The 22440-nt window shown below is 46.9% G+C and carries 18 protein-coding genes and 1 pseudogene; 6 read left to right on the forward strand and 13 right to left on the reverse strand.

Annotated elements, in window-relative coordinates:
- The 3 genes from AACV78_RS22140 to AACV78_RS22150 form a co-directional block, all read right to left on the reverse strand.
- Positions 1-2701 (reverse strand): type I polyketide synthase (locus tag AACV78_RS22140; RefSeq protein WP_194074338.1); only part of this gene is annotated, 2701 nt, incomplete at its 3' end.
- A 158-nt stretch (positions 2702-2859) separates the two neighbouring features.
- Positions 2860-6234: a non-ribosomal peptide synthetase gene (locus AACV78_RS22145; protein WP_194009897.1), complete on the reverse strand. Its 3375-nt coding sequence runs from the start codon at positions 6232-6234 to the stop codon at positions 2860-2862.
- 772 nt (positions 6235-7006) lie between these two features.
- Complete coding sequence (locus AACV78_RS22150; protein WP_194009896.1) at positions 7007-8755, reverse strand: hypothetical protein; 1749 nt, start codon at positions 8753-8755, stop codon at positions 7007-7009.
- Between the two features lie 67 nt (positions 8756-8822).
- On the opposite strand from AACV78_RS22150, the gene AACV78_RS22155 reads away from it, so the two are divergent.
- The 3 genes from AACV78_RS22155 (at position 8823) to AACV78_RS22165 (ending at position 9642) form a co-directional block, all read left to right on the forward strand.
- On the forward strand, positions 8823-9056 hold the full coding sequence (locus AACV78_RS22155; RefSeq protein WP_194009895.1) for a hypothetical protein: 234 nt from the start codon (positions 8823-8825) through the stop codon (positions 9054-9056).
- Between the two features lie 93 nt (positions 9057-9149).
- Entirely contained in the window at positions 9150-9380 is a 231-nt protein-coding gene (locus AACV78_RS22160) for a hypothetical protein (protein WP_194009894.1), read from the forward strand.
- Between the two features lie 46 nt (positions 9381-9426).
- A complete protein-coding gene (locus AACV78_RS22165; protein WP_194009900.1) occupies positions 9427-9642 on the forward strand; it encodes a hypothetical protein in 216 nt (71 codons plus the stop codon).
- A 333-nt stretch (positions 9643-9975) separates the two neighbouring features.
- Here AACV78_RS22165 and AACV78_RS22170 read toward each other — a convergent pair whose 3' ends face one another.
- On the reverse strand, positions 9976-10215 hold the full coding sequence (locus tag AACV78_RS22170) for an MgtC/SapB family protein (RefSeq protein WP_194009899.1): 240 nt from the start codon (positions 10213-10215) through the stop codon (positions 9976-9978).
- A 158-nt stretch (positions 10216-10373) separates the two neighbouring features.
- Between AACV78_RS22170 and AACV78_RS22175 the strand changes: the two genes are divergently transcribed.
- On the forward strand, positions 10374-11570 hold the full coding sequence (locus AACV78_RS22175) for an RNA-guided endonuclease InsQ/TnpB family protein (protein ID WP_194009893.1): 1197 nt from the start codon (positions 10374-10376) through the stop codon (positions 11568-11570).
- Here the strand turns inward: AACV78_RS22175 and AACV78_RS22180 are convergent.
- The 4 genes from AACV78_RS22180 to AACV78_RS22195 all read right to left on the reverse strand — a co-directional run bounded on the left by AACV78_RS22180 (position 11528) and on the right by AACV78_RS22195 (position 14332).
- Entirely contained in the window at positions 11528-11683 is a 156-nt protein-coding gene (locus tag AACV78_RS22180; protein WP_228042396.1) for an MgtC/SapB family protein, read from the reverse strand. The two genes, AACV78_RS22175 and AACV78_RS22180, sit on opposite strands and share 43 nt — an antisense overlap.
- Positions 11684-11786: 103 nt before the next feature.
- Positions 11787-12443: a TraB/TrbI/VirB10 family type IV secretion system protein gene (locus AACV78_RS22185; protein WP_194009892.1), complete on the reverse strand. Its 657-nt coding sequence runs from the start codon at positions 12441-12443 to the stop codon at positions 11787-11789.
- Between the two features lie 327 nt (positions 12444-12770).
- The gene (locus AACV78_RS22190) at positions 12771-13736 is read right to left on the reverse strand and encodes an N-acetylglucosamine kinase (RefSeq protein ID WP_194009891.1); all 966 of its coding nucleotides are present in this window, start codon (positions 13734-13736) and stop codon (positions 12771-12773) included.
- A gap of 239 nt (positions 13737-13975) precedes the next feature.
- A complete protein-coding gene (locus AACV78_RS22195) occupies positions 13976-14332 on the reverse strand; it encodes a zinc ribbon domain-containing protein (RefSeq protein ID WP_194009890.1) in 357 nt (118 codons plus the stop codon).
- Positions 14333-14526: 194 nt separating this feature from the next.
- Here AACV78_RS22195 and AACV78_RS22200 point away from each other — a divergent pair, with 194 nt between their 5' ends.
- Positions 14527-14853 (forward strand): phasin family protein, encoded by a 327-nt coding sequence (locus tag AACV78_RS22200; protein WP_194009889.1) that lies wholly within the window; start codon positions 14527-14529, stop codon positions 14851-14853.
- 287 nt (positions 14854-15140) lie between these two features.
- Positions 15141-15728 carry an FKBP-type peptidyl-prolyl cis-trans isomerase gene (locus AACV78_RS22205; RefSeq protein WP_194009888.1) on the forward strand — a complete coding sequence of 196 codons (588 nt, stop codon included), beginning with the start codon at positions 15141-15143 and terminating at the stop codon, positions 15726-15728.
- Between the two features lie 272 nt (positions 15729-16000).
- On the opposite strand, the gene AACV78_RS22210 is transcribed toward AACV78_RS22205, so the two are convergent.
- The 5 genes and pseudogenes from AACV78_RS22210 to AACV78_RS22230 all read right to left on the reverse strand — a co-directional run bounded on the left by AACV78_RS22210 (position 16001) and on the right by AACV78_RS22230 (position 22320).
- On the reverse strand, positions 16001-19042 hold the full coding sequence (locus AACV78_RS22210) for an AAA family ATPase (RefSeq protein ID WP_194009887.1): 3042 nt from the start codon (positions 19040-19042) through the stop codon (positions 16001-16003).
- A gap of 131 nt (positions 19043-19173) precedes the next feature.
- A complete protein-coding gene (locus AACV78_RS22215; RefSeq protein ID WP_194009886.1) occupies positions 19174-20349 on the reverse strand; it encodes a metallophosphoesterase family protein in 1176 nt (391 codons plus the stop codon).
- 188 nt (positions 20350-20537) lie between these two features.
- Positions 20538-20879, reverse strand: a pseudogene (locus tag AACV78_RS22220) (DUF5615 family PIN-like protein).
- A 3-nt stretch (positions 20880-20882) separates the two neighbouring features.
- Entirely contained in the window at positions 20883-21209 is a 327-nt protein-coding gene (locus tag AACV78_RS22225) for a DUF433 domain-containing protein (RefSeq protein ID WP_194009885.1), read from the reverse strand.
- 190 nt (positions 21210-21399) lie between these two features.
- Complete coding sequence (locus tag AACV78_RS22230) at positions 21400-22320, reverse strand: ion channel (RefSeq protein WP_339383761.1); 921 nt, start codon at positions 22318-22320, stop codon at positions 21400-21402.
- Positions 22321-22440: the final 120 nt, after the last annotated feature.

The raw sequence follows: 22440 nt of genomic DNA on the forward strand, positions 1-22440 counted from the left end.
CCTCTCCCCCTCTCCCCATCTCCCCATCTCCCTCTCTCCCCATGGGTTCTATCCAGAAGCGTTTGCTTTCAAAAGGATAAGTTGGTAAGGGAAGGCGATCGCGCGTTTCCTCTTGATAAAAACTCTGCCAGTCGATCGGCACTCCGCAGAGCCAAAGCTGTCCGACTGCGCTTAACAAAGCAGTCCATTCAGCGTTGTTATCTGGATTATCGGTTAGAGAAGAAATAGCAACTTGCTGTTTCAAATCCTTCGATTGTTTGCGAGCCAAAGTAGCAGCCGTGGTTCTCGGCCCGACTTCCAAAAGCACGCGATTCGGATCTTGCCAAAGTTCTTTGATGCCGTCGGCAAAACGCACTGTCGCTCGCAAATGCCGCGCCCAATACATCGGATCTGTTGCTTGTTCTGGGGTGATCCAACTAGCAGTTACAGTCGAAACAAAGGGGATAGTTGGCGCTGACAACTGCACTTTTTTGACATATTCAGCGAATGGTTCGACGATCGAATCTACCATCGGCGAATGAAAAGCGTGGGAAGTGTGCAGGTGTTTGCAAACAATCTTTTCGCTGGCTAATTGCTGTTCAAAAAGTGCGAGATCGTCTGTCGGCCCAGAAACCACGCACAAATCCGGCGCATTCACCGCAGCAACTGCCAAATCCCCACTCAAGCGCCCTTCGACTTGCGCCGCCGGCAACCGTACCGACAGCATCGAACCACCGGGCAAATCTTGCATCAAGCGCCCCCTCGCAGCCACCAGCATCAAGGCATCTTCCAGGGAAAACACGCCGGCGATAGTTGCCGCCACAAATTCGCCGATGCTGTGCCCGATCGCACCTTGGGGAGTTACGCCCCAACTCTGCCACAGTTGAGCCAGCGCGTACTCTACGGTAAATATCGCGGGCTGAGTCAAGAAAGTTTGGCGCAGCGACTCGGCGGCTGTCGCTTCATCGCTACCGGGATACAGCACTTCGCGCAAATCTCGGCCGAGGTGCGGCTGCAAAATTTCGGCGCAGCGATCGACCGTGGAGCGGAATAAAGGCTCAGATTCGTACAAATTCAAGCCCATATTGACGTATTGCGCGCCTTGTCCGGGAAACATGAAGATTACCGCCGGATTTCTCGATTCGGCGCAGCGGGTTGCTGTACGCAGCGGCGGCAGGGATTCGAGTAGCTGCACGGCATCGGCGCGATCGCTGCAAACGGCGAAACGGCGGTAATTAAAGGCTTGCCGCCCGGTTTGCAGGGTGTAAGCAGCATCGGCGAGATCGATTTCTGGGTTTTCGGCGAGGTGCGATCGCAAGTTGGCGGTAGCTGCGTCTAAAGCAGATGGAGTTTTTGCCGACAGCAGCAGTAACTGCCGCGGGCGAGAAGGACTTGACGGTGCCAGCGCGGGGGCTTCTTCGAGGACAACGTGAGCGTTGGTACCGCCGACTCCAAAGGAACTGACTCCGGCTCTTCTGGGCGTTTTCCCGGCCTTCCATTCCGCAAGTTCGGCGTTGACGTAGAAAGGGCTGTTGGCAAAGTCGATCGCCGGATTCGGTGTTTGGTAGTGGAGAGTGGCGGGTATTTGTTGGTGTTTGAGGGCTAAAGCGGTTTTAATCAGCCCGGTGACTCCGGCGGCGGCGATCGTGTGTCCGAAGTTGCTTTTGACGGAGCCGATCGCGCAAAATTGTTTGGCTGAGGTTTCGCGTGCAAAAGCTTGAGTCAAAGCTGCAATTTCGATCGGATCGCCGAGGGGAGTTGCCGTGCCGTGGGTTTCGACGTAGGATATCGTTTCTGGATCTACGCCGGCCATCGCCTGGGCCATCGCGATCGCGTCTGCTTGTCCATCCACGCTGGGCGCTGCAAAGCTGACTTTGGCCGCCCCGTCGTTATTTAAACCAACGCCGCGAATTACCGCATAAATTGTATCTCTGTCGGATATCGCTTCTTCCAAACGCTTGAGTACCACAGCCCCGCCTGCGTTGCCGAACACCGTCCCTTGGGCCTTAGCATCGAATGGTTTGCAGTGTCCGTCGCTGGAAAACATCCCCCCTTCTTGATACAAATAACCGCTATTTTGGGGAGCTGTAATCGAAATTCCGCCGGCGAGAGCTAAATCGCATTGATAGCTCATCAAGGCATAAAAAGCTTGACAAACTGCAACTAATGATGTAGAGCAAGCGGTATGGACGCTGACGCTGGGCCCTTTGAGATTGAGTTTGTAAGAAGTGCGGGTAGCAATGTAGTCTTTTTCATTTCCTACCATTACCTGAAACTCGCCCGCGCGGGAAATTATGTCCGATCGTCCGGCGATGTTGTTGGGAAAATAGGTATTGTTGCCCGTGCCGGCGTAAACTCCGATCGAGCCGTTAAAAGTATTCGGATCGCAGCCGGCATTTTCTAGGGCGGCCCAAGCTATTTCTAAAAAAACGCGCTGCTGCGGGTCGGTAATTTCGGCTTCGCGGGGACTCACGCCGAAAAATGCTGCATCAAAGCGATCGGCACCGTCAATAATGCCTCTAGCTTTGACATAATTCGGATCTTGTCTGAGATTGGGGTCAATACTGGGGTCTAGTTCTGCGTCGCTGAACAGCGCTGTAGACTCGACTCCGCCGCACAAATTTTGCCACAATTCATCGACACTTGCAGCACCGGGAAAACGACCGGCCATGCCAATAATTGCAATCCCGTCAAGTTCTGAGTTTTCCTGTGAATTAGTCATAAGTAAGCCCCCTATAATTAAACGTAAAATACCTAATATTCAACAGCTAGTTACATTATTTTTCTTCTTTCTATCCTCCTCTTTTAAACAACTAACCACTAACCACTAACCAATAACCACTAACCAATAACCACTAACCACTAACCACTAACTACTAACTACCGTCTTTTAGTAAACTGTTTCGATCGATTAAAAGCGGCTTTTTGTCGATCGGCCCTGTCTTGAAATTTGTTGGTGGACGGGCTCGCGCTTTGTCCTTGGTTTAAATAATTTGCTAATTGGGCGATCGTCGGATGCTGGAACAATTTCACCACCGGCAAGTCAGTAGCTAACAGAGCTCGCACTTGCACTGCAACTTTCAGAGTCATCAGAGAATTCCCTCCAATCTCGAAGAAATTGTCATGAATCCCCACGCGATCGAGCTTCAGCAACTTAGACCAAATGCCCGCTAGCACTTTCTCCAATTCGCTTTGCGGTGCCGCGTAACTCTGGGACTGTTCTTGTCGCTGCGAGTCAGGTGCCGGCAGGGCGCGGCGGTCAATTTTGCCGCTGGGAGTCTTCGGCATCGCCTCCACAGTCACAAACACCGCAGGCACCATGTAATCGGGGAGTTGTCCTTGCAATTGGACGCGGAGGTCGGCAATTGTTAGTTGCTCTTCTGGATTGACTGCTAAATAAGCAACCAAGCGTTTGTCCCCCGGTGTGTCTTCCCGCGCTAGCACCACAGCTTGTTTAATTGCCGGATGTTTTGCGAGTGCAGTTTCAATTTCTCCCAACTCAATGCGGAAGCCGCGAATTTTGACTTGGCCGTCAATCCGTCCGATGTACTCGATGTTACCGTCGGGCAGATAGCGGGCTAAATCTCCAGTTTTGTAAAGGCGATCTTCTGAAGGCAGAAGGGAAAAATCTGATTTTTGTTCGATCGTGCTTTTTTCATTGTGTTTAAAAGGATTGGGAATAAATCTTTGGGCAGTCAAGTCCGGGCGGTTGAGATAGCCCCGGGCCAAACAGATACCCCCGATGTATAGTTCTCCACCTACTCCTAAAGGTACAGGCTCACCATTCTGGTGTAACAAATATATCTGCGTGTTGGCAATAGGGCGGCCGATCGCAGGCAGTGCGGGCCAATTTTCCGGCTGGCCGCTGAGGGTATAAGCTGTGACAACGTGACTCTCCGAGGGGCCGTATTGATTGTGCAGCGTGCAATTTTCTAGCTGCTGAAAGAAACTGGTTATATAACGGTTGACTTGCAACTGTTCGCCGGCGGTGATGACTTCGCGCAGCGATTTTGGTACTAGCTTGTAGGTATCGGCAGCTTCTGCTAAGTGTTGCAGGGCGATGAAAGGAAGAAACAACCTTTGAATTTTTTCTCTCTCGATTAGCTGCAACAAACTTTGGGCATCTCGCCGAATTTCTTCGGTGATGAAAACGAGAGTACCGCCCGCACACCAAGTACAAAACATTTCTTGAAATGAGACATCGAAGCTGAGAGAGGCAAATTGCAGGGTTTTGGCTGCATCTTCCAAGGTGGAGTTTTGCAGTTGCCACGCTATTAGGTTGACTAGGGCGCGGTGGGGGAGGAGAACTCCTTTGGGTTTGCCTGTGGAACCGGATGTATATATTGTATAGGTTAAGTTGTCGGGAGATACGGTGCTGGCGGGGTTTTCGGTGCTGTAATTGGCTATTTCTTGCCAGTTTGCGTCCAAACAAACGGTTCGCGCTTGATGTTCCGGCAAGCCGGAGACTAAGTGAGATTGTGTGAGAATAACCGGAGTTTTGGTGTCGGCTAACATGAAAGTCAGCCTTTCTTTGGGATAAGCTGGATCGATCGGCACGTAAGCTGCGCCTGTTTTGAGAATGCCTAAAACGGCGATCGCCATTTCTAAGGAACGTTCCATGCAAATCGCAACTAAAACATCGGGCCCGACTCCTAATTGCTGCAAGTAATGCGCGAGTTGATTGGCTTTGGAATTGAGTTCGCGGTAGGTAAGCTGCTGTCGGGAATTGTGGGGAAAAACGGCCGCAATGGCATCGGGCGATCGATCCGCTTGCGCTTCAAATAATTGGTGAACGCATTTGTTGTCGGGATAATTTGCCTCAGTTTGGTTCCACTGCTGCAATTGAGCAATTTCGGCTGCTGTCAGCATTGACAATTTGCTGATTTTCTGCTGGGGATTGGCGGCGATACTTTCTAGCAAAGTTTGCAGGTGTCCCAACATTCGGGTAAGGACGTTTTCATCGAACCGCTGGCGATCGCCCGCAATTTTTAGCAGCATTTCGTCTCCCCCGTAGCCGTAAACTGTTAGCGGAAAACTCGTCTGTTCTAAAAGCTGAAATTCTCGATTTTGCCAGTTACCGCCTAGAGTTTGTAAGGCTGCATTTATCGGAGTTTTCTCAACTACTACCAGGCTTTCAAATAAAGCGCTGCTGCGGGAAATTTCGCTCCATTCTTGAATTTTTGCCAGCGGTACGTTACCGTGTTCTTGCAATGCAGTCCATTGATTTTGCAGTTGTTTCAGCCAGTCGATGGCTGGCATTTCTGGAGTGACAATTACTCTCAGCGGCAAAGTATTGATGAACAATCCTACTGCTGGTTCTGTTTTTTCTATATTTGGCGATCGGCTGTTGCAAATAGTTCCAAATACTACATCTTGCGAACCGGAACAGCGGCTCAAAAGTAAAGCCCAGACTCCTTGCAGCAGGGTATTCAGGGTTAGTTGTTGTTCGTGAATTAGAGAGTTTAAAGCTGCGGTAACAGTGCTAGAAAGCCGGATTTCGGGAATTGTCGGCACCAGGCCTCTTTCTTGTTCCACAACTGATGAATTTTCTTGTGGAACGGGCATTTTGCCTGTCCTATAAAAATCGCCCACCAAAGGGGTACGATCGCCCAAACCGCTTAAGTATTGTCTCCAGAATGCTTCTGTTTTCGAGATATCTTGCTGCATTCGATGGCTGGCATCTCGATCGCACCTAGGCGGTGTTAATTCTAATTGCCGATCGCCAGTCAGGGCTTCGTACAAGGTAAAAACTGCTTGCAAAACAGTTATTGCCGAGGTACTGTCGAGCAAAATATGGTGATAAGTCCAGATGAGTTTGTATTCGGTTTCCGCAACTCGGAACAATGCCAAACGCATCAGCGGCGGTTGAGTTAGGTCAAATCCTTGCAGGCGATCGGCTTGCAAAAATGTTGCGAGTTGGCGGGTGCGATCGCCCTGGGACAAACTGCGCCAGTCTTCATCAACAATTGGTACTTCGACTTGTGGGTGTACAGTTTGCACCGGCACCTCTCGATCCAACCAACTAAAACTCGTTCTCAAAACTGGATATCGATCGACACTTTGATGCCAAGCATCGACAAAAGCTGAAACATTCAATTCTTCGCCCAGGCTGCACAGTACCTGTTCGATATCTACCCCTGACTGTTGGCCCGAAAGGCCCTCGAACAACATCCCCTGCTGGAGCGGTGAAAGTTGATAGGAAGATTCGCTATCAGTTGCTACAGATTGGGGACGGTCTGCTGCTGGCAAAGACATACTTACCTGCGAGTAGTGAACTAAAAACTTTGGAGCAAGTGTTACCGGATGTTTAATACTTGTTTTAATTAACAATTCAGGTCACAGCGCGATCGCCAGCATCTGAATGTTGTGTTTTTTGTTGTAAATTTTTATCCTACGAGCCGAGGCTAACTCAAATTATACCCTCCTGTCAACTCACACATATCCAACCTACAAATATATTCTATGCCGATCGTTTACCGTTCCGCAACCGTGTAATTACAGAGAATACAGCCACAGTAAAAACATCATTTTCACAAGTTGAGGCTTATTATTGGCGATTTATTGTCGATTGATTCGATGTCGGTGTTTTTTGTAAACGATGGTAAGTTTTGTAAAGTTTTCAATTACCTGCTAAGCCCGGTTTTTCAAATTCGTTAGGTGGCCAGAAACCGGGTTACTGCGACAAATTTCGGTTAGTACCAAAAATTTAGGAAGAAACCCGGTTTCTTGAATTCGTTGGACAGACTGAAACCGGGTTACTGCGACAAATTTCGGTTAGTACCAAAAATTTAGGAAGAAACCCGGTTTCTTGAATTCGTTGGACAGACTGAAACTAGCCAGAAACCGGGTTACTGCGACAAATTTCGGTTAATACCAAAAATTTAGGAAGAAACCCGGTTTCTTGAATTCGTTGGACAGATTGAAACTAGCCAGAAACCGGGTTACTGCGACAAATTGCGGTTAGTACCAAAAATTTAGGAAGAAACCCGGTTTCTTGAATTTACTAGGCCACCAGTAACCTAATTTTTTACGCTTTCGGCTCAACCCAAACAGTCATGCCTTCAACCCTCAAACCTTTGCCGCGAGTGCCGCAATATTGACCGTTAGAAGTAACAGGAGTATCGCCCAGATTTTGAATGTGAGCGGTGTAGAAGACATCGTACTTATCAGCTTCCGCACCCGTCAAACGCGCGGCAAATCCTTCAATGCGCTTGGCTTTCCCCCGGAAACCGGCCAGTTCTCCTTCCGAGATCCAAGGAGTATCACCAACTCCTTCAACGTGAGCCATGTACTGCAAATTTAAACCGGGAACCGGAGGCTCTATTTTAATTTCAAAACCTTCGACGCGGCGGCCTTGAGCTTTGGTACCGGCGTATTCTTTACCGCTAAAAGTTCGATCGCCAATTCCTTGAATGTGCGCCAACACTTTTAAACCCACAGCCGCCACAACTTGAGAATTCGCAGATGGCGCGATCCAAACTTTGATGCCTTCTATTCTCAAAGCTTTGCCGCGAGTTCCGCAATAATCGCCGTTGGAGGACACATCGGTGTCGCCGATATTCTGAATGTGAGCGCTATAAAATACGTCATACTTATCAGCCTGCGGCCCGCTCAACCGCACGGCAAATCCTTCAATTCGTTTCGCTTGACCCCGAAAACCAGCCAATTCTCCTTCGCCGATCCAAGGAGTATCGCCAACTCCTTCGACGTGAGCCATGTACTCGACTTTTAAGCCGGAAATTGGTGGCTCGATATTAATTTGAAATCCTTCGACGCGCAGCCCGCGCGCTTTAGTACCTGCGTATTCTCCAGCACCGAAAGTTCGATCGCCTATTCCTTGAATGTGCGCCAAAACTTTCAATCCCAAACCGCCCTCTACAGGCGCTGGTTGAATCTCGCGAGGTGCCCCAAAAACAATGTTCCCAGAGCCTGTTTTTGGGAGAGATTTAGGTACTTCCACGCTAGGAACGATAATCACTTCGTGCATGGGGGCCGTCGCGGCGGGGGATTCCAAAATTTGGATTTGCGGTGCAACTGTAACTTGTTTCGGCGCCACATTTCCCGACGGGATGATAATCACTTCGGGTAGAGGTTCGGCACCTATTTTTGGTTCGGTTGCTGTTTTAATTACGGATTGGATTTTTGCAGGTTCTGCTTTTACTATCTGGACAACGGTTAATTTGCCTCTGGAAATGGCGACGGCTATTTGTTTGCCAAAAGCGGCGCTGACTGTTTCTTCGAGGATTACCCACTCTTCGTCGTTTAATTTGTCTTGCTGTTCTACTAGGGCGAGCACTGCTGCAACGGGGTGTTTGCCGCTTACTAGGGATTCTGCGTCGGAATGCAGTTGAGTTGCGGTTGATTCGGAAATGGCGCGCTGGAGTTCGCGGGCTTTGCCATGCACTGATTGTAAGGGGGCGAAGTCGCTTTGTTCGCGGTGGGCGATCGCCAATACTCGATCGAGCACTTTCAAAGCTGCGTCGCGAATTTCTGCTTTACCTTCGGAAGCTGCAGCAGTCTCGACTAAGTTTTGAATATCTTTGAGGGAAGTAATTTCTCCGGGGGCGAGGGCGGATTTGTTGACTTGGAGAGCTTGTTTTTGGACTTCTGCAAAGTTGCGGCTGTAGCTGGCAATTTCTTGCAGTAAGCTGTCAGAGGGAGGAAGCCCGGAGTCTTGCAGTTGTTTGGCGGCTTGGGAGAGTCGATCGGCTAAATTACCATAAGTTTCCGATAGTTGGGCTATCTGTTGTAACAAATCTTTATGTGTTGCTTCCATAGGTCTTGCAGTAAATATTTAACTTGCTGATTATAGACGTTGAGCGTCTTCTGAAGGTAGAAGGCTTGTGAAGGAAGAGGGAAGAAGGAAGAAGGAAGAAGGAAGAAGGAAGAGGGAAGAGGGAAGAGGGAAGAGGGAAGAGGGAAGAGGGAAGAGGGAAGAGGGAAGAGGGAAGAGGGAAGAGGGAATATTTTCCGATCTCCCACCCTCGGCATCTCCTCCTCGCCCGAGTGATCCTCGTCACATCCGTGCAAACACTGAGTCACACTCTGCAAGTCAGGCTGTCACAGGCTACCCCTGAAAATGTCACACAAACCGACCAATAGCCGTCACTGCGGAGTCAGTTAAAACCGTCGATACTGAGGATATTCAAGTAATAAAACCCAAAAATATTATGGTACTTATTCGCGACCTCGCCCAACAAGCTCTGACCCTAGGTTATTTAACTCTAGAATCTGAAAATCAACTGCGGCAGATGTTAACTACCACCAACTATGACTTGGAAGACTTAAATGCTTTTATGACTTTGCAACTAGCAGCTATGTCCGGTTTGGTGAAACAAGAGTCTCGGCTTGTAAAAGACTTGGAAATTTTTGGCGAGACAGCCACGGAAATTCCCTGTTAATAATTAGTAGCTTTTTAATTATTTAAAATTTAGTAAGGAAATTTAAATTATGGTTATTCGTGAAGTTGTAAATCAAGCTATTGCCACAGGATATCTGAGTTGGGAAGCCGAAAATCAAATGCAGAATATTTTTGCCTCGGCAAACTGCGATTTGGAAGATTTGAATGCTTTTATGAGCTTGCAGTTAGCCGCGATGGCTGGTCGCGTAAGGCAAGAGTCTTTGGAATCGATTAATTCGCCGAATCTTTCGGAACAAAATTAATCGTCTTTATTCAGTCCTCGGGCGGGATAGAGATTAAGTTATATGCCGTAACTTAAACACCTTCTACAGTCCTCTCTCCTGTAACTTGCCCGTTCAAAGGAGGCTCTTCCTCGCCTATCTGCATTACCAGGCTTTTCCTGGTAACGAGCAATTGTGTAAGTTATTAAATTTTCAATCCTATGCCTTGATCTAGCGTTTCTCAAGCGTGGTGAGGTATGCCCTGTGCCCACGGAACCCTATGCCCTATGCCGGATAGTACCTCATACCAGAGCACAGAAAGGCTATAGGTCTGAATATACCTCAACAATAATTAGACAAAACCTTCGCGATCGACTATTTCCGACTCCGACGCTCTAACTCTTTGATAACTCTCAGAACAAACAGCGACATGAAAGCACCAATTAATGCAAGTTGCCACAACCCGCATCCGGCCGCACTTCCTAAAGCTGCTGACAACCAAATAGCGGCGGCAGATGTGAGCCCGTGAACTTTTGGTTTGCCGATTTCCTGCCGAGATTCGCGCAGGATTTCCCCACCCCCCAAAAATCCTATCCCGGCAGCAATGCCTTGAATTACGCGCTCTACACCATCTCGTCCGTTTTCATTTTTACCAAAAAGTTGGGTCTAAAGCCCCGTCCTTATAGGACGGCTTTAATTACAAGAAGTGTGAAGACTTGTTAAATATACAGACCTATAGGTAAAAATTTTAGCAAAAGTTATAAACTATTCCAATGATAGTTTTAGAGTTTAAGTTGAAAGGCAAAGCGGAGCAATATCGAATCATCGACGACATGATTCGGACGGCTCAATTTGTCAGAAACAAAACTCTTAGACATTGGATAGACAACCAAGGAATTAAGTTAGTAGACCTATACAAACAATGCGCCGTTGTGGCGAAAGAGTTTGAATGGGCAGGCAAGCTGAACTCGACCGCACGTCAAGCTTCGGCGGAACGTGCTATTTTTGCTATCCAACGTTTCTTTGCCAATTGCAAAGCCAAGAAGCCCGGAAAAAAGGGCTACCCACAGTTCAAGAAGTACACTCGTTCCGTCGAGTACAAACAATCCGGCTGGGCGCTTTCTACCGACAAAAGATGCCTAACATTTAAGGATGGTTTTGCTGCTGGAAAATTCAAGTTAATTGGTAGTCGGGATTTGCATTTCTATGCGCCCGATGAGATTAAGCGAATTAGGATAGTGCGTCGTGCCGACGGCTATTATACCCAATTCTGCATCAACATTGAACGAAAAGAAGAACCCGTTTATACTGGCAAAACTATCGGCCTAGATGTTGGATTAAACCACTTCTATACTGACAGCGACGGTGAAACAGTTCCTAATCCTCGGTATCTCCGCAAAAGCGAAAAAGCTCTGAAGAGATTGCAGAAGCGAGTTTCTCGGAAAAAGAAAGGCTCCCAAGGCCGGAAAAAGGCAATCAACAAGTTAGGAAGAAAACATTTAAAGGTTAGTCGGCAGCGCAAAGACTTCGCCATTAAGACGGCGTTGTACGTGGTAAAATCTAACGATTTTGTAGCCTACGAAGACCTTCAAGTGCGTAACATGGTTAAAAACCATAAACTCGCTAAATCGATTAGTGATGCCGCGTGGTCACAGTTTACTCAATGGCTGAAGTATTTTGGAAAAGTGTATAGCAAAACAGTTATCGCTGTTCCGCCACAATACACATCTCAGGAATGTTCAAACTGTGGCAATCTTGTTAAGAAAACTTTATCAACCCGAACGCATATTTGCGGTTGCGGAACGATATTAGATCGCGACCACAACGCTGGAAGAAATATTTTAGCAAAGGGTTTGAAAGCCCGTGCAAAAATCAATTTAAATACGGTGGGGCACACCGGAATTCACGCTGGGGGACAGACCGATCTCTACTCGCTGGTGGCGACATCAATGAGCAAATCGACTGGCTGATCCAAGAATCCCCTCGCCTTAAGGCAGGGGAGTGTCAATAACATATGAGTCCTCAATCCCGCTGGTTTGTTTCTGAGTTGGCGATCCCATCCAATCATTCCGCCCACAAACATGGCCAGACACAACCTCAACAGTATGCCCAGCCAATTATCGGGAGACCACAAGTTATCGATCGACAATGTTTTACGGCAAATAATTAATCGCGAGATTCCAATACTACCGCAGCACGATGTCCGATCGCAATCTCACTGCCAAATCTTGCTCCGGGCGAATCACGATCACGTCAACACTGCGCCGCCCCAACAATACTCCGGCTAATGCACCGATTCCAGCACCGCCCAATACTTCTTCAGTGGCGATCGCCTTGTCGCCGGTAATGCCTGCTAGCGCTGCTGCTGCTGCGGCGCCCAATGCTGCACCTTGCGCGACTGAACCTGTTCCAGCACCTTTTTGAACTTTTTCGGTTCTGGTAATAATTCCCGAATAGCCATCAATCCGATAGCGTTGGCGGCGGCTGACAATTAACTCGCTCGCAACAAATTGACTACCCCTTTGATTGCCCCTTTTGACAGGTCGCAATTCCCCGACAATCTGGCTGCCTGCGGGGATTAATACTCTGCCTTGAGCCGTGCGGATATCTCGCGCTACTGTTAATGTTAAAGGTGAAGTTTCATCGGTGGTGACAACAATTTTGTTTTTTTCATAGCTAACTGGAATGACACTGCCCGCTGGAATTCGGATGCTATCAAATTGTGAAATTCGTTGTTGAGCTGAGGCGGGCGCTGCTAATACCAGCGGCGCGCTGGTTCCAAGTGTAATGCCCAGTGAAAGGATTGCTGCTGTTGCCGATCGCAATTTTTGAGAAGTAATCATATATTTTGTCTCCTTCTTTCGGTTTTGTTTTACTTAGGAACGCACTACTGCTAAATTTGTTTCTAGTTTTGCATTCATTTGATGTTTTCATTATGGCAGGCGAGAATTAGACAAGTTGGGAAGATAAGGTAGATAATCAAGAATTTTCACATTTTGCCAAATTGAAAAAATCGACCGGACTGGGGCGATCGGGAAGATAAGGAAGATAAACAGTCTGCGATCGCAAAACCTCTACAGATAGGGTGCGTCCTATAAATATTGCGTCAAGCCATTTTTTGCCTTAGTCATGAAGATGAAGTCCTAGCAGGAAGCACTCTCTCAACGATATTAATGGTTGAGTGAGTTTAAGGCTAACAACGCTGCACCGAAAGCTGGTTCGTATCGGGGCGAAATTAGCTGAGCTTTTGGCGCGATCGCACCTATGGCAGTTTCAAACCGACCCCGAAAATTTGCATCACCGCCCCACACACCTCCCACCGTCACAATTTCAAATTCTTCTGTGGGCTTAAATAGCGCTGAAATAGCTATTTTTGTTGAAAATATTAATTTTGCCACAGCATTGTCAATAATGCCGTCAGCGACGCGATCGCCCTCTGCTGCGGCTCGATCGACAATCGGCGCTAAAGCCGCAATTTCTTTCACTCCCCAACCGCGCCGGTAAACAACTTCTACCAATTCTTCTAGGTTATTTAAGCCTAAATGCCCTTGAAATTTTTCCGCCAGCGCGGTAACGTCTCCTCGTCCGTCATAGAACTTCAAAGCAGCTTGCAAACCTCCAACAGCGATGTCATATCCGCTGCCTTCATCGCCTAAAATATATCCCCAACCGCCGACTCGTTTAGTTTCCCCTTGACGGTTTTGCCCGAAAACAATCGAACCAGTTCCTGCAATAACCGCGATACCAACTGGATGGCCAGTACCGCCAACCAGTGCGATCGCGCAATCGCTGCAAATTACGATATTTCGCGGCAAGAGCGATCGAGTTACGGGTAAAGTATTCGCCAACTCCAAATTCTGCACTACAAATTGCACTATTTCAATATCTTTGGCACGCCCCACGCCTGCTAGTCCCAGACAAATTGCTTCTATCTTCAGATTGATATTTGGATCGATGTTCGCGGAAAAAACTGCTCGTTCGATCGCCAATTGAATCGATTCTTTTGCTTGCTCAATTCCCAGCGTTTGATAATTTGAAGGCCCTGCTTCCCCGCGTCCCAAAACAACGTTGTTTTCGTCCATTAAAACGCAAATAGTTTTAGTGCCACCGCCGTCGATGCCGAATACGTAACTCATGGCAAAATTTTTAATTTGTCTTGTATGTTGTCAACTAATATCTTGACGGATGAGACACAATGCGGCTGTGCTGGCGTGCATCTAATTTGTACAGTAATTTTTATTTAAAGTATTGTGGTATTGCCAGCCTAAAAATCTCGTGCAAGATGGGCGAAAGCTTATCGACAAGCGAGCGGGGACGCTCCCGAGACGTTAAAATAATACTTTTTGCATTTTTTGAGATGCTCCCTACAAGTCTATCAAATTGACAGGGCAACGCTAATAATAATTAAACCAAATAAAGCCAACCAAATAAGATTGCGCTGACACCAATTTTTGATGGATTGCGGCAGGCCGCCGCTGATGTAACGGCTCGTCTGCGGCACTAGAGGCTCGGCTTTGTCGTGATAAAGCGTGCATTCTTTGGCGAAGGGACGCTGCGGGTAGTTGCAGGTGTCGTCTTCGTGGTAAATACAGGTTGTACACAGAAATTCTGCAGATGGCGATCGATAAAGGGGGATACCCGGATGACCGAAAGCTTTGAGAGGGATTTTGCACTGCGGACAGGCGATGGCTCGCGCGTCTACAGGTTTGTGACAGCGGGGGCAATCAGGCATTGAGGACTCGGTGATAGGGTAATGTTGTCGGTAAGCTCATTAGCGGGTTTTCCGAACGCCATCAGGCGGCTGAATGCTCCAAAATAGAAAGGTAGGTCAGCGCTGATGTAACTTAAATTGTACAGATGGTTTCGCAGCGACAGCAGGCGACCTGAGCCGATCGGCTATTTTGTGCCAAACAGTAGGAAAAATCTATGGATAACAATAGCAACTTACTCAAACAACTGGTGATGCTGGGCATTGGTACTACCTCCTTGGTGGCGGAGAAATTGCAGGAAGTCAGCGAGCAATGGGTTAAAGATGGCAAAATCAACCCCGAGCAAGCCAAAACTTTTGTCGATGACATGACAGAGCACCTGAAGTCGGAGCAGGGAAGTTGGGATGCTCAGTTCCAGCGCCAACTGCGGAATATTCTGCAAGATATGGGCGTTCCCCGACAGTCTGAAATGGATGAGTTGCGCGGCAGGCTCGATCGCCTCGAACGTCAGATGCGCGATTTAGAAAACCGTAACTGGCGCTGAGCACGATCCTTTTCTGCAAGTTTCGCGCTCGCGGGCGATCGCGCGCTTGCTGCTATCTTGTGATAAAATTGTCACCCGAACGCAGAAGGCTCAATAAGGCACTTATGTAGAAAGCAGAAGCTAGAATTACAAACATTCTGACTTCAAAGTTTCTTTTGCGTTTAAGATTAACTGGGATCCGCCATTTTTGGCGGAAAAGTTCAGATAAAATTTTGTAGTTCTTGTTGTACAAGATGTCTTAGATATCTGAGATATCGCCGTTACAAAAAGTATCAGGAGGATAAATTTTGCAAGGAATTCTGGTCAGCTTGGGGGTAATGCTGGTTTGCTTTGTGTTTTTGATAGTGGCTCAAATGAGCGGTTATGTACCCAAAGCAGTTGCCTCCGAAGTGAATAATCCTTTAACCGATGCTGCGCTTGAGATCCTCTCAGCGAAGTCTTTCACTGAAGATAGCTTGCTCGTAGCTGATGCTAATTTACCGGAGGAACCAGCTACTATCGCTGGCAATAACATGACTGATAACACTGAGAAAACTGTCACCACAGATTCTGGTCTGAAATATGTTGAATTGAAAGAAGGTGATGGGGCGACTCCAAAAACCGGGCAGACGGTTGTGGTGCACTACACTGGTACTTTGGAGGATGGCACGAAGTTTGATAGTTCGCGCGATCGCAATTCTCCTTTTCAGTTCAAAATTGGTGTAGGCCAAGTAATTAAGGGTTGGGATGAAGGTGTAGGTACAATGAAAGTTGGAGAACGCCGCAAGTTGATTATTCCCCCTGAATTAGGTTATGGTGCTCGCGGTGCGGGCGGGGTGATTCCTCCTAATGCTACGCTGATTTTTGATGTGGAATTATTAAAAATTGCTGGCTAGGTAGCTCAACCTAACTAAGTGTTAAACTTTTACGCTGTTTAGAAACCCGGTTTTTTTATTAAGAAACCGGGTTTCTGCGTAAGTCTTGGTTCATTTAATTTAACTCGGTTTTAAGGATAAAAATTGTTTGCAGACGGCGGTTGAAACCGCGTCTACAAAAGGGAAGTCCGCCTTCGCGGACTGAAGAAAGTAACGTAATGTTAACCGTCCAATCTTCAACCCGCTTTCGTCGGGTTTTGTTTGTGTAAATGCGGTTTCAACCGCCCTGTATTCTAAACTCTTTCAACTTCTATTCTAGAACCTTGGGGCGACTTAAATACTTTCACTTGGGCGGGCAATCTTTCGCCCAAGCCTCGAACGTGGGTAATCACTCCAATTAGCCTTTCTCGCTGCCGCAAAGATTCTAAAATTTGAGTAACGCTTTCGAGAGTTTCTGCGTCTAAAGTACCGAATCCTTCATCGAGAAATAAGCTGCCCAATTGAGCTCCTTGAGATAGTTTTTCTGATAAAGCTAAAGCCATTGATAGGGAAGTTGCAAAGGTTTCGCCGCCCGAAAGGGTGCGGACTCGTCTCGCTTCGCCGCCGTTCCAATTATCTGTTACCCAGTATTCGCCTTCTTGGTTTTTTAGCTGGTAGCGATTATCGGTTAATTCTTGCAAAATTACGGTGGCGCTGCCGACTAATTCTGCTTCTAAATGTTCTAAAATGTAGGATTGAAATTCGTTGGATTTCAGATTTTGCGCTAATGTGTGGTAGGTTTGCTCTTGTTCTGCGAAATTTGTGATTTGTTGCGACAGTCTTTCGGATTGTTCGAGGGTTTGCGCTGCTACTTGTACCCACGCTAAAAGCTCGGTGCGGTTGTTGTTGGCTTGTTTGAGGTTTTCTTGGGCGGTTTGTTTTGCAGCTCGCACTTGTGCTAAAGTATCTTCATCGGTAGTCCGACCCGCGATCGCCTCGCTCAAATCTTTCGCCCGCGTCTCTAGCTGAATTTTTGACTCCCGCACGGATCGAATCGCATTTTCCCACTGCAATTGTTCGTTAACTAATGTCACCGCTGCTAAAAAAGTCTCTTCGGTGAAATCAGCCGCTGTTAATTTTGCCAACCAATCCAGATTTAGCTGCTGTTTTTCCGCCTGAGTTCGTGCAAAAACCTCTCCCGCTTGTTGCTCTCTTTCTGCTGCTTGAATAGCAATATTTTGAGTAAGTTGATAAGATTTTTCGGCAATTCTCAGCCGATCCTTTAACTCTTGCTTGTCTGTTTCTAAAGCCTGTGCTAAATTAACATAAGGTTGATATTCGGTAATTTGATAAAGCGCGTTTACACAACTTTGTAACTGCTGCTGTCGGCGGTCAGATTCGGCGATCGCCTCTTGATATTCTTGCTGTTTAGCAGCTTTTGTCGTCGCTGCAAAATTTAATCTTTCTTCGTAATTATTATATTCCAAGGATGCGATTTGGAATTGCTGCTCGATTTCTCGATATTGGCGATCGTTCTCTTTAAGAATTGCCAACTCCTGCTGTAACTGCGACACTTCCCATTCTCGCTCCTCCAGAATTGCTGAGATTTGGTGATGCAATTCGCCAACTCTTTTCGCCGTCAATTCCAACATTTGAGCAATTTCCGACTGTTTTTGCTCGCAGGATGAAACTGTACTTTTTCCCTCAGCCACCGCCATTTGAACCGATTGAAAAAACTGATTTGCTGTCGCCAGTTTCCGGCGCAAACCAGCAACATCTACAATCTTAGAAATCGGTAAAGGAGGGAGCAAATCGCTCTCAGGATGCACCCCGCCGCACACCGGACAAGTATCGCCAGAATTCAACGACATTCTGACAGCAGCAACAGTCTCTAAACGTGCCGCTTCCGCATTAGCAATTTCCGCCGCTTCTAACTCATCGCTGCACTCTTTGAGCCGGATTTCTGCCGCTGTTAAATTAGTAACAACTTCGACATAATTCTGTTGAGCGCTTTCTTTTTCTGCCAGAGACTTACCCAACATTTCCTGCTGATTTTTTCCCTGCTTGGCAATAAGCTGAAGTTCCACCAATAAAGGTGCAATTTCCTGCAACTGCTCTAAACGCTTTCCTCCCGGCGAAGACTGTTCGAGCAGTACCGCTGCTCTAGTAACTCGAAAACCCGCATTCTGAATTTTAATGTTAGTAGCTTGCAATTCTTTTTCTGCAGCTTGGAAAAAGCGGAGTTTTTCCTGTTGTCTTTTTTGGGCAATTGCCACTTCTTTTTCTAATTGAGTGCGCTGTTCTTCATATACTTTCGCAGCAGCCAGAGCATCTTCACGAGCCTTAAATTGTGGTGCTAGTGCCTCTGCTTTGGCTTGAGCCTCGTCAAGTTGCTGTTGCTCTGCTGCTAGCTCGCAGCGAGCTTTAATTAATTGTTCCCGCGCTGATTTAGCGGCTTTTTCGGCAGTTGCATTTTGACTGCGAGCCGATCGCACTAAAGCCCAATCTCCCTGTAAATGATTGGCAGCTTGCGCCCTTTCCAAACGCTGTGCTAAAATTTCAATCTCGGCGGAACTAGCATTTAACTCAGCCAATTTTTGTTGTAATTCTTGCCAGCGAGCGATTTGTGAAAATAGCTGTTCCTCTTCGTCTAACGCTTTCTGAGCTTTCATCACGGCGCGCTCGAACTCAGGTAACTGCTGCTCTAAAATCCCAAGTTGCGATCGCTTTCCGGCCACCTCATCCGCCGTCGGCGCGCTCAAGTCAGCTAACTGCCTTTCCACCATTTCCCGTTCCTGTTTCAGCAACTTTGCGAGATCGTTTGCTTCCTTCCGCATCTGCTCAAAAATTTCAAATCCCGCTAGCTGTCGCAAAATTTCCCGGCGCTTAGAAGCATCCCCTTTAATAAACTCATCAAACTTTCCTTGAGGAAGAATAATTGCTCGCGTAAAAGTATCAAAATCCATTCCTAAAATTTGTTCGATCGTATTTTGCACTGCAACAATACTCGTTCCCAAAGTTTCCCACTCGCCGTTTTGCCAGCAGTCCAAAATCACCTTGTTTTCAGGAGTTTTTGGACGAAAACGCCATGTGCGCGTCACCCGATACTGGGCAGAACCGACAGTAAAACGTAACTGTACCTTTAAATTTTTACTACCTTGACTTGCTAAATCGCCTACTTGTTTGCCGCTGCGAGTTGTCGTACCAAAAAGCGCGTAAGTCATGGCATCTAGCAGCGAAGATTTGCCCGCACCCGTAGCACCAGTAATTGCAAACAAATCGAGTTGAGAAAAATCTAAACGCTGTTCCCGGCGGAAGCTGGTAAATCCTTCGAGTAAAAGTTCTAGTGGACGCATAAACGATTTTAGATTTTAGATTTTTGATTGTGGAATTTTTACAAGGATGTTTTTCCGAGTGCTATGGCACTTATCAAGTCCATTCGGCATCGGGACTAATGGCAAATAATTACCAATTACCAATTACTAATTTAACTATTAACTGTTTCCTTAAACTTTTTGTACAAATCCTGAAATCCCTCCAATACAGCGGGTTGTGGTGTCGTTCCCAAGCGGTTTTGGTAATAGTTGCAGAACTCGGCCGCCGGATCGAAATTGTTGGGATCGATATTAGTCATTTCCGTGGCTTCTAGCGGTGCATCTCGATAGCGCGGTTCAATCAACAACGCTTGAGAACAGATTTGCCGCACGCGATCGGCTAATCCGATTTGCGGGCTGTCTAGATCGACAATTACCTTCAAGAAACCAGGATGATATTGATGAGCTTCTAAAACAGCATCAAGATTGTCATTATCACATTGAAGCACTTTTAACGGTTTGTTGCAAGCCACAGGTTTAAATTCTACCTTTGCCTGACTTCCAGGCTCAACTTCTATCAAACAAAATCCTTTTTCCTGTTCGGCTTCTCCGAAATCTAACTGAATCAAAGAACCGGAATAATAGGCGAGGGAATTCTTAGCAATGCGCTGGTGGATGTGGATGTGTCCGAGGGCGATATACTGGGCTTGTGGTGGCAGAGTTTGCGATGAAAGCAAGTATTTTTCTCGCGTGTAATAAGCGACTTCGGATTTGGCCAAGCGAGCGCCGTCAATGCTCATGTGTCCCATCAGCATATTTACAGTATTGTCGCGAAAATCTGTAGTTAAATCTTGCAGTAAATCTGCTACAATTTCGCGGTAGTCTTGGCGGACTTTGGCATCGCCGGAGTGCCAGATAGCATTAGCATCTAACAGTCTTTGTTCGGAAGCAAAAGGCATCGCTCCCACGCAGAGTTTACCGTTTTTTGTATTAAGAGTAGTGCTGCCGCCGTCGGCGGAACGCTTGGGTTTGCCTAGGGCGCGAACGCCGGCGAGGGAGAGCAATTGGGCGATGCTGTCGATGCGGGATGCGGAATCGTGATTGCCGGCGATCGCAATTGCGGGAATTCCGGCAGCTTGGAGCTCGCAGAAAAAGTGATAGGCAACGCGCTCAGCGTAGGCTGGAGGGTTGGGAACGTCAAAAATGTCGCCGGCGACGAGCACGGCATCCACATCGAGCTCTTTGGCTTGTTTCAAAATCTGTTCGAGGGCGATCGCAATTTCGGAAGTGCGATCGATCCCTCGAAAACGCCGCCCCAAATGCCAGTCAGCAGTATGAATTATTCGCATAGTAAGTTCGGCAGTTGACAGTTGACAGTTGACAGTTGACAGTTGACAGTTGACAGAAGCAAGAAGACTTGGATAGTAAACTTGAGCGCGAGCCGTATTTTACGCTTAATTAGATGAATTGATTGATAGTGGATTGACCTCTAAGTGTACAATTTAATTTCAGACTAGATGTATTCTATAACTTATGCTCACTCCGACGGCCGATTAACTCTAATCAGTAGACTTCTCAGTGTTTCCAGATTAGAAATAGCTTCATTAATGCGTACAGCCAGCCGTTCCCAGTTTTGGTCATTTGTGCAGACAATTATACCCGCATGGTCAGAACTCAACCTGTGCATTCGTATAAAGTCCGGTCTATTTAATGTCAAAACTGCACGATTATTGCTAATAGCAAAATCTCAAACTTCTTCATCCGGAATCTTTTGGTTAGCCTTACCAGCTTCTTGAACTGTCAGGACATCATGGCCCAAATTTCGCAGTAATTTTACAACAGGAAACGGGTATTGTTCATCTGCATAAAGACGCGCCACAGTTTATGCCTCTTCCTGTTCTCGAATTGCTCTTTCAATCTCATCAGGATATGCCTCAGCATAACTAAAAGCATTCACCAAATCTGCAGCACTCAGATCCGGATGACCTTCTAAAATATGAGCATCGGTGGCACTTTGACGGCGATAACTTACCAACAGCCAAACAGGAATCCGAGTTTGTCGGATACAGGCTTCTCCCCCCATGACATCTGGAGTCTTTTGAATTCCAGACCAAAAGTTGGTTAAACTTTGGGCGAGTAATTGTATAGCTTGAGTCTTTTCCTCTGGACTTAACGCCAGGAGTTGCGGTTGCAATTCTTTCAGTGTCATATTCGCAGCTATTGAGTTCATAAATATTAGCTTGTTTTGGCATACAAGTATTCTAGCAGTGACTCAATCAAAATTTTCATAGCACTCCTGGATCGATACCAAAGAAACCGGGTTTTTACGGGAATTCAAGGTGGGAAAGCTATATTTCGCCAAAAATTGGGTTTCGACGCACTCGCGGGTAAATTTTGTCTCATTCAATAGGTTTCACATCGTGAAACCGAGTATAATCAACCACCCGCTTGCCATCCGGCGTTCTCAAAATAATATCTACAAACCGCATATTCCACATGATTTCCGACGCTACAAAAGAATGTCGCGCGTTAATAGTTTGCGAAACTGTTTCGTCAATTCCAGTGAGCGTAATTACAATTTCTATTTCCTGCTCCATCAAGTCTTTAGCAGTAAGTTGGTACAAAGGACTGCTCTCATCAATTGCGTGCATTACCGTCCAAGTCAAGGAAAAAATACGAGATTGATTCCGCATTAATTGCAAATCGTAAAAACGGCGCATATATTCTCCTTCCGATGTTACTTCGTCGCGGATCAAAGTAACTCCCTGCTGGGCTTCTAAAATTTGATTGAAGCGCTGATTTCCCGCGCGATACATCAAAGTGGGAACGCCATTGAAAGGAGCGATTACTGCTACGCGGCTGAAGATAACTCTAGCGCTTGGCCGGGAAAATTTTGAAAAAGCTAGTCCCGTCACCATCGCCACGGCCCACAAACCAAAAAACGCTTCGATCGCGACTATAGTATTAGCGTAATCGGTGCGGGGAAACATTGCGCCGTAGCCGATGGTCGCCATTGTTTGCACGCTGAAATAAAAGGCATCTTTCAAAGAACCAGGCCGAGCATTAGCAATGCAATCTCCTCCCGCCAAGTAAGCTAAGGCAAATAAACCATTCATGACTAAATACGACAGACTAATCAGCATGAAAAATTGCGGCCAAGAAAGAGTTAGCAGTTTGTGGTAGAGGTCGGCAAAATGCAGGCGAGGTATTCCCAACTTCACAATATTTAAGGTGCATTTTTCTTTTCGGCTGACTAAACGAGGCGGTTGCGGGCGGTTGCGGTGCATTTTCATTGCGATTTGTAACTGCTGCTGTTTCAATTTGTAACTATTGCTGGAAGCGAGAAAACTTATCCCTTAAACTGATTTTTAATTTCAAAAATTCAGATCGCAGCGGAGTTGAAAATGGTTGAGCTTAACTGGCGTGACTGTGTGGTGATG

Origin of the sequence: Tychonema sp. LEGE 07196 (assembly GCF_963890365.1) — a bacterium.
Taxonomy (GTDB): domain Bacteria; phylum Cyanobacteriota; class Cyanobacteriia; order Cyanobacteriales; family Microcoleaceae; genus Microcoleus.

Bases quoted from the DNA above. Each gene is read 5' to 3' on its own strand.
- AACV78_RS22145 (WP_194009897.1), bottom strand. From the start codon at position 6,234: ATGTCTTTGCCAGCAGCAGACCGTCCCCAATCTGTAGCAACTGATAGC.
- AACV78_RS22150 (WP_194009896.1), bottom strand. From the start codon at position 8,755: ATGGAAGCAACACATAAAGATTTGTTACAACAGATAGCCCAACTATCG.
- AACV78_RS22160 (WP_194009894.1), top strand. From the start codon at position 9,150: ATGGTACTTATTCGCGACCTCGCCCAACAAGCTCTGACCCTAGGTTAT.
- AACV78_RS22175 (WP_194009893.1), top strand. From the start codon at position 10,374: ATGATAGTTTTAGAGTTTAAGTTGAAAGGCAAAGCGGAGCAATATCGA.
- AACV78_RS22180 (WP_228042396.1), bottom strand. From the start codon at position 11,683: ATGTTTGTGGGCGGAATGATTGGATGGGATCGCCAACTCAGAAACAAA.
- AACV78_RS22185 (WP_194009892.1), bottom strand. From the start codon at position 12,443: ATGATTACTTCTCAAAAATTGCGATCGGCAACAGCAGCAATCCTTTCA.
- AACV78_RS22190 (WP_194009891.1), bottom strand. From the start codon at position 13,736: ATGAGTTACGTATTCGGCATCGACGGCGGTGGCACTAAAACTATTTGC.
- AACV78_RS22195 (WP_194009890.1), bottom strand. From the start codon at position 14,332: ATGCCTGATTGCCCCCGCTGTCACAAACCTGTAGACGCGCGAGCCATC.
- AACV78_RS22200 (WP_194009889.1), top strand. From the start codon at position 14,527: ATGGATAACAATAGCAACTTACTCAAACAACTGGTGATGCTGGGCATT.
- AACV78_RS22210 (WP_194009887.1), bottom strand. From the start codon at position 19,042: ATGCGTCCACTAGAACTTTTACTCGAAGGATTTACCAGCTTCCGCCGG.
- AACV78_RS22215 (WP_194009886.1), bottom strand. From the start codon at position 20,349: ATGCGAATAATTCATACTGCTGACTGGCATTTGGGGCGGCGTTTTCGA.
- AACV78_RS22225 (WP_194009885.1), bottom strand. From the start codon at position 21,209: ATGACACTGAAAGAATTGCAACCGCAACTCCTGGCGTTAAGTCCAGAG.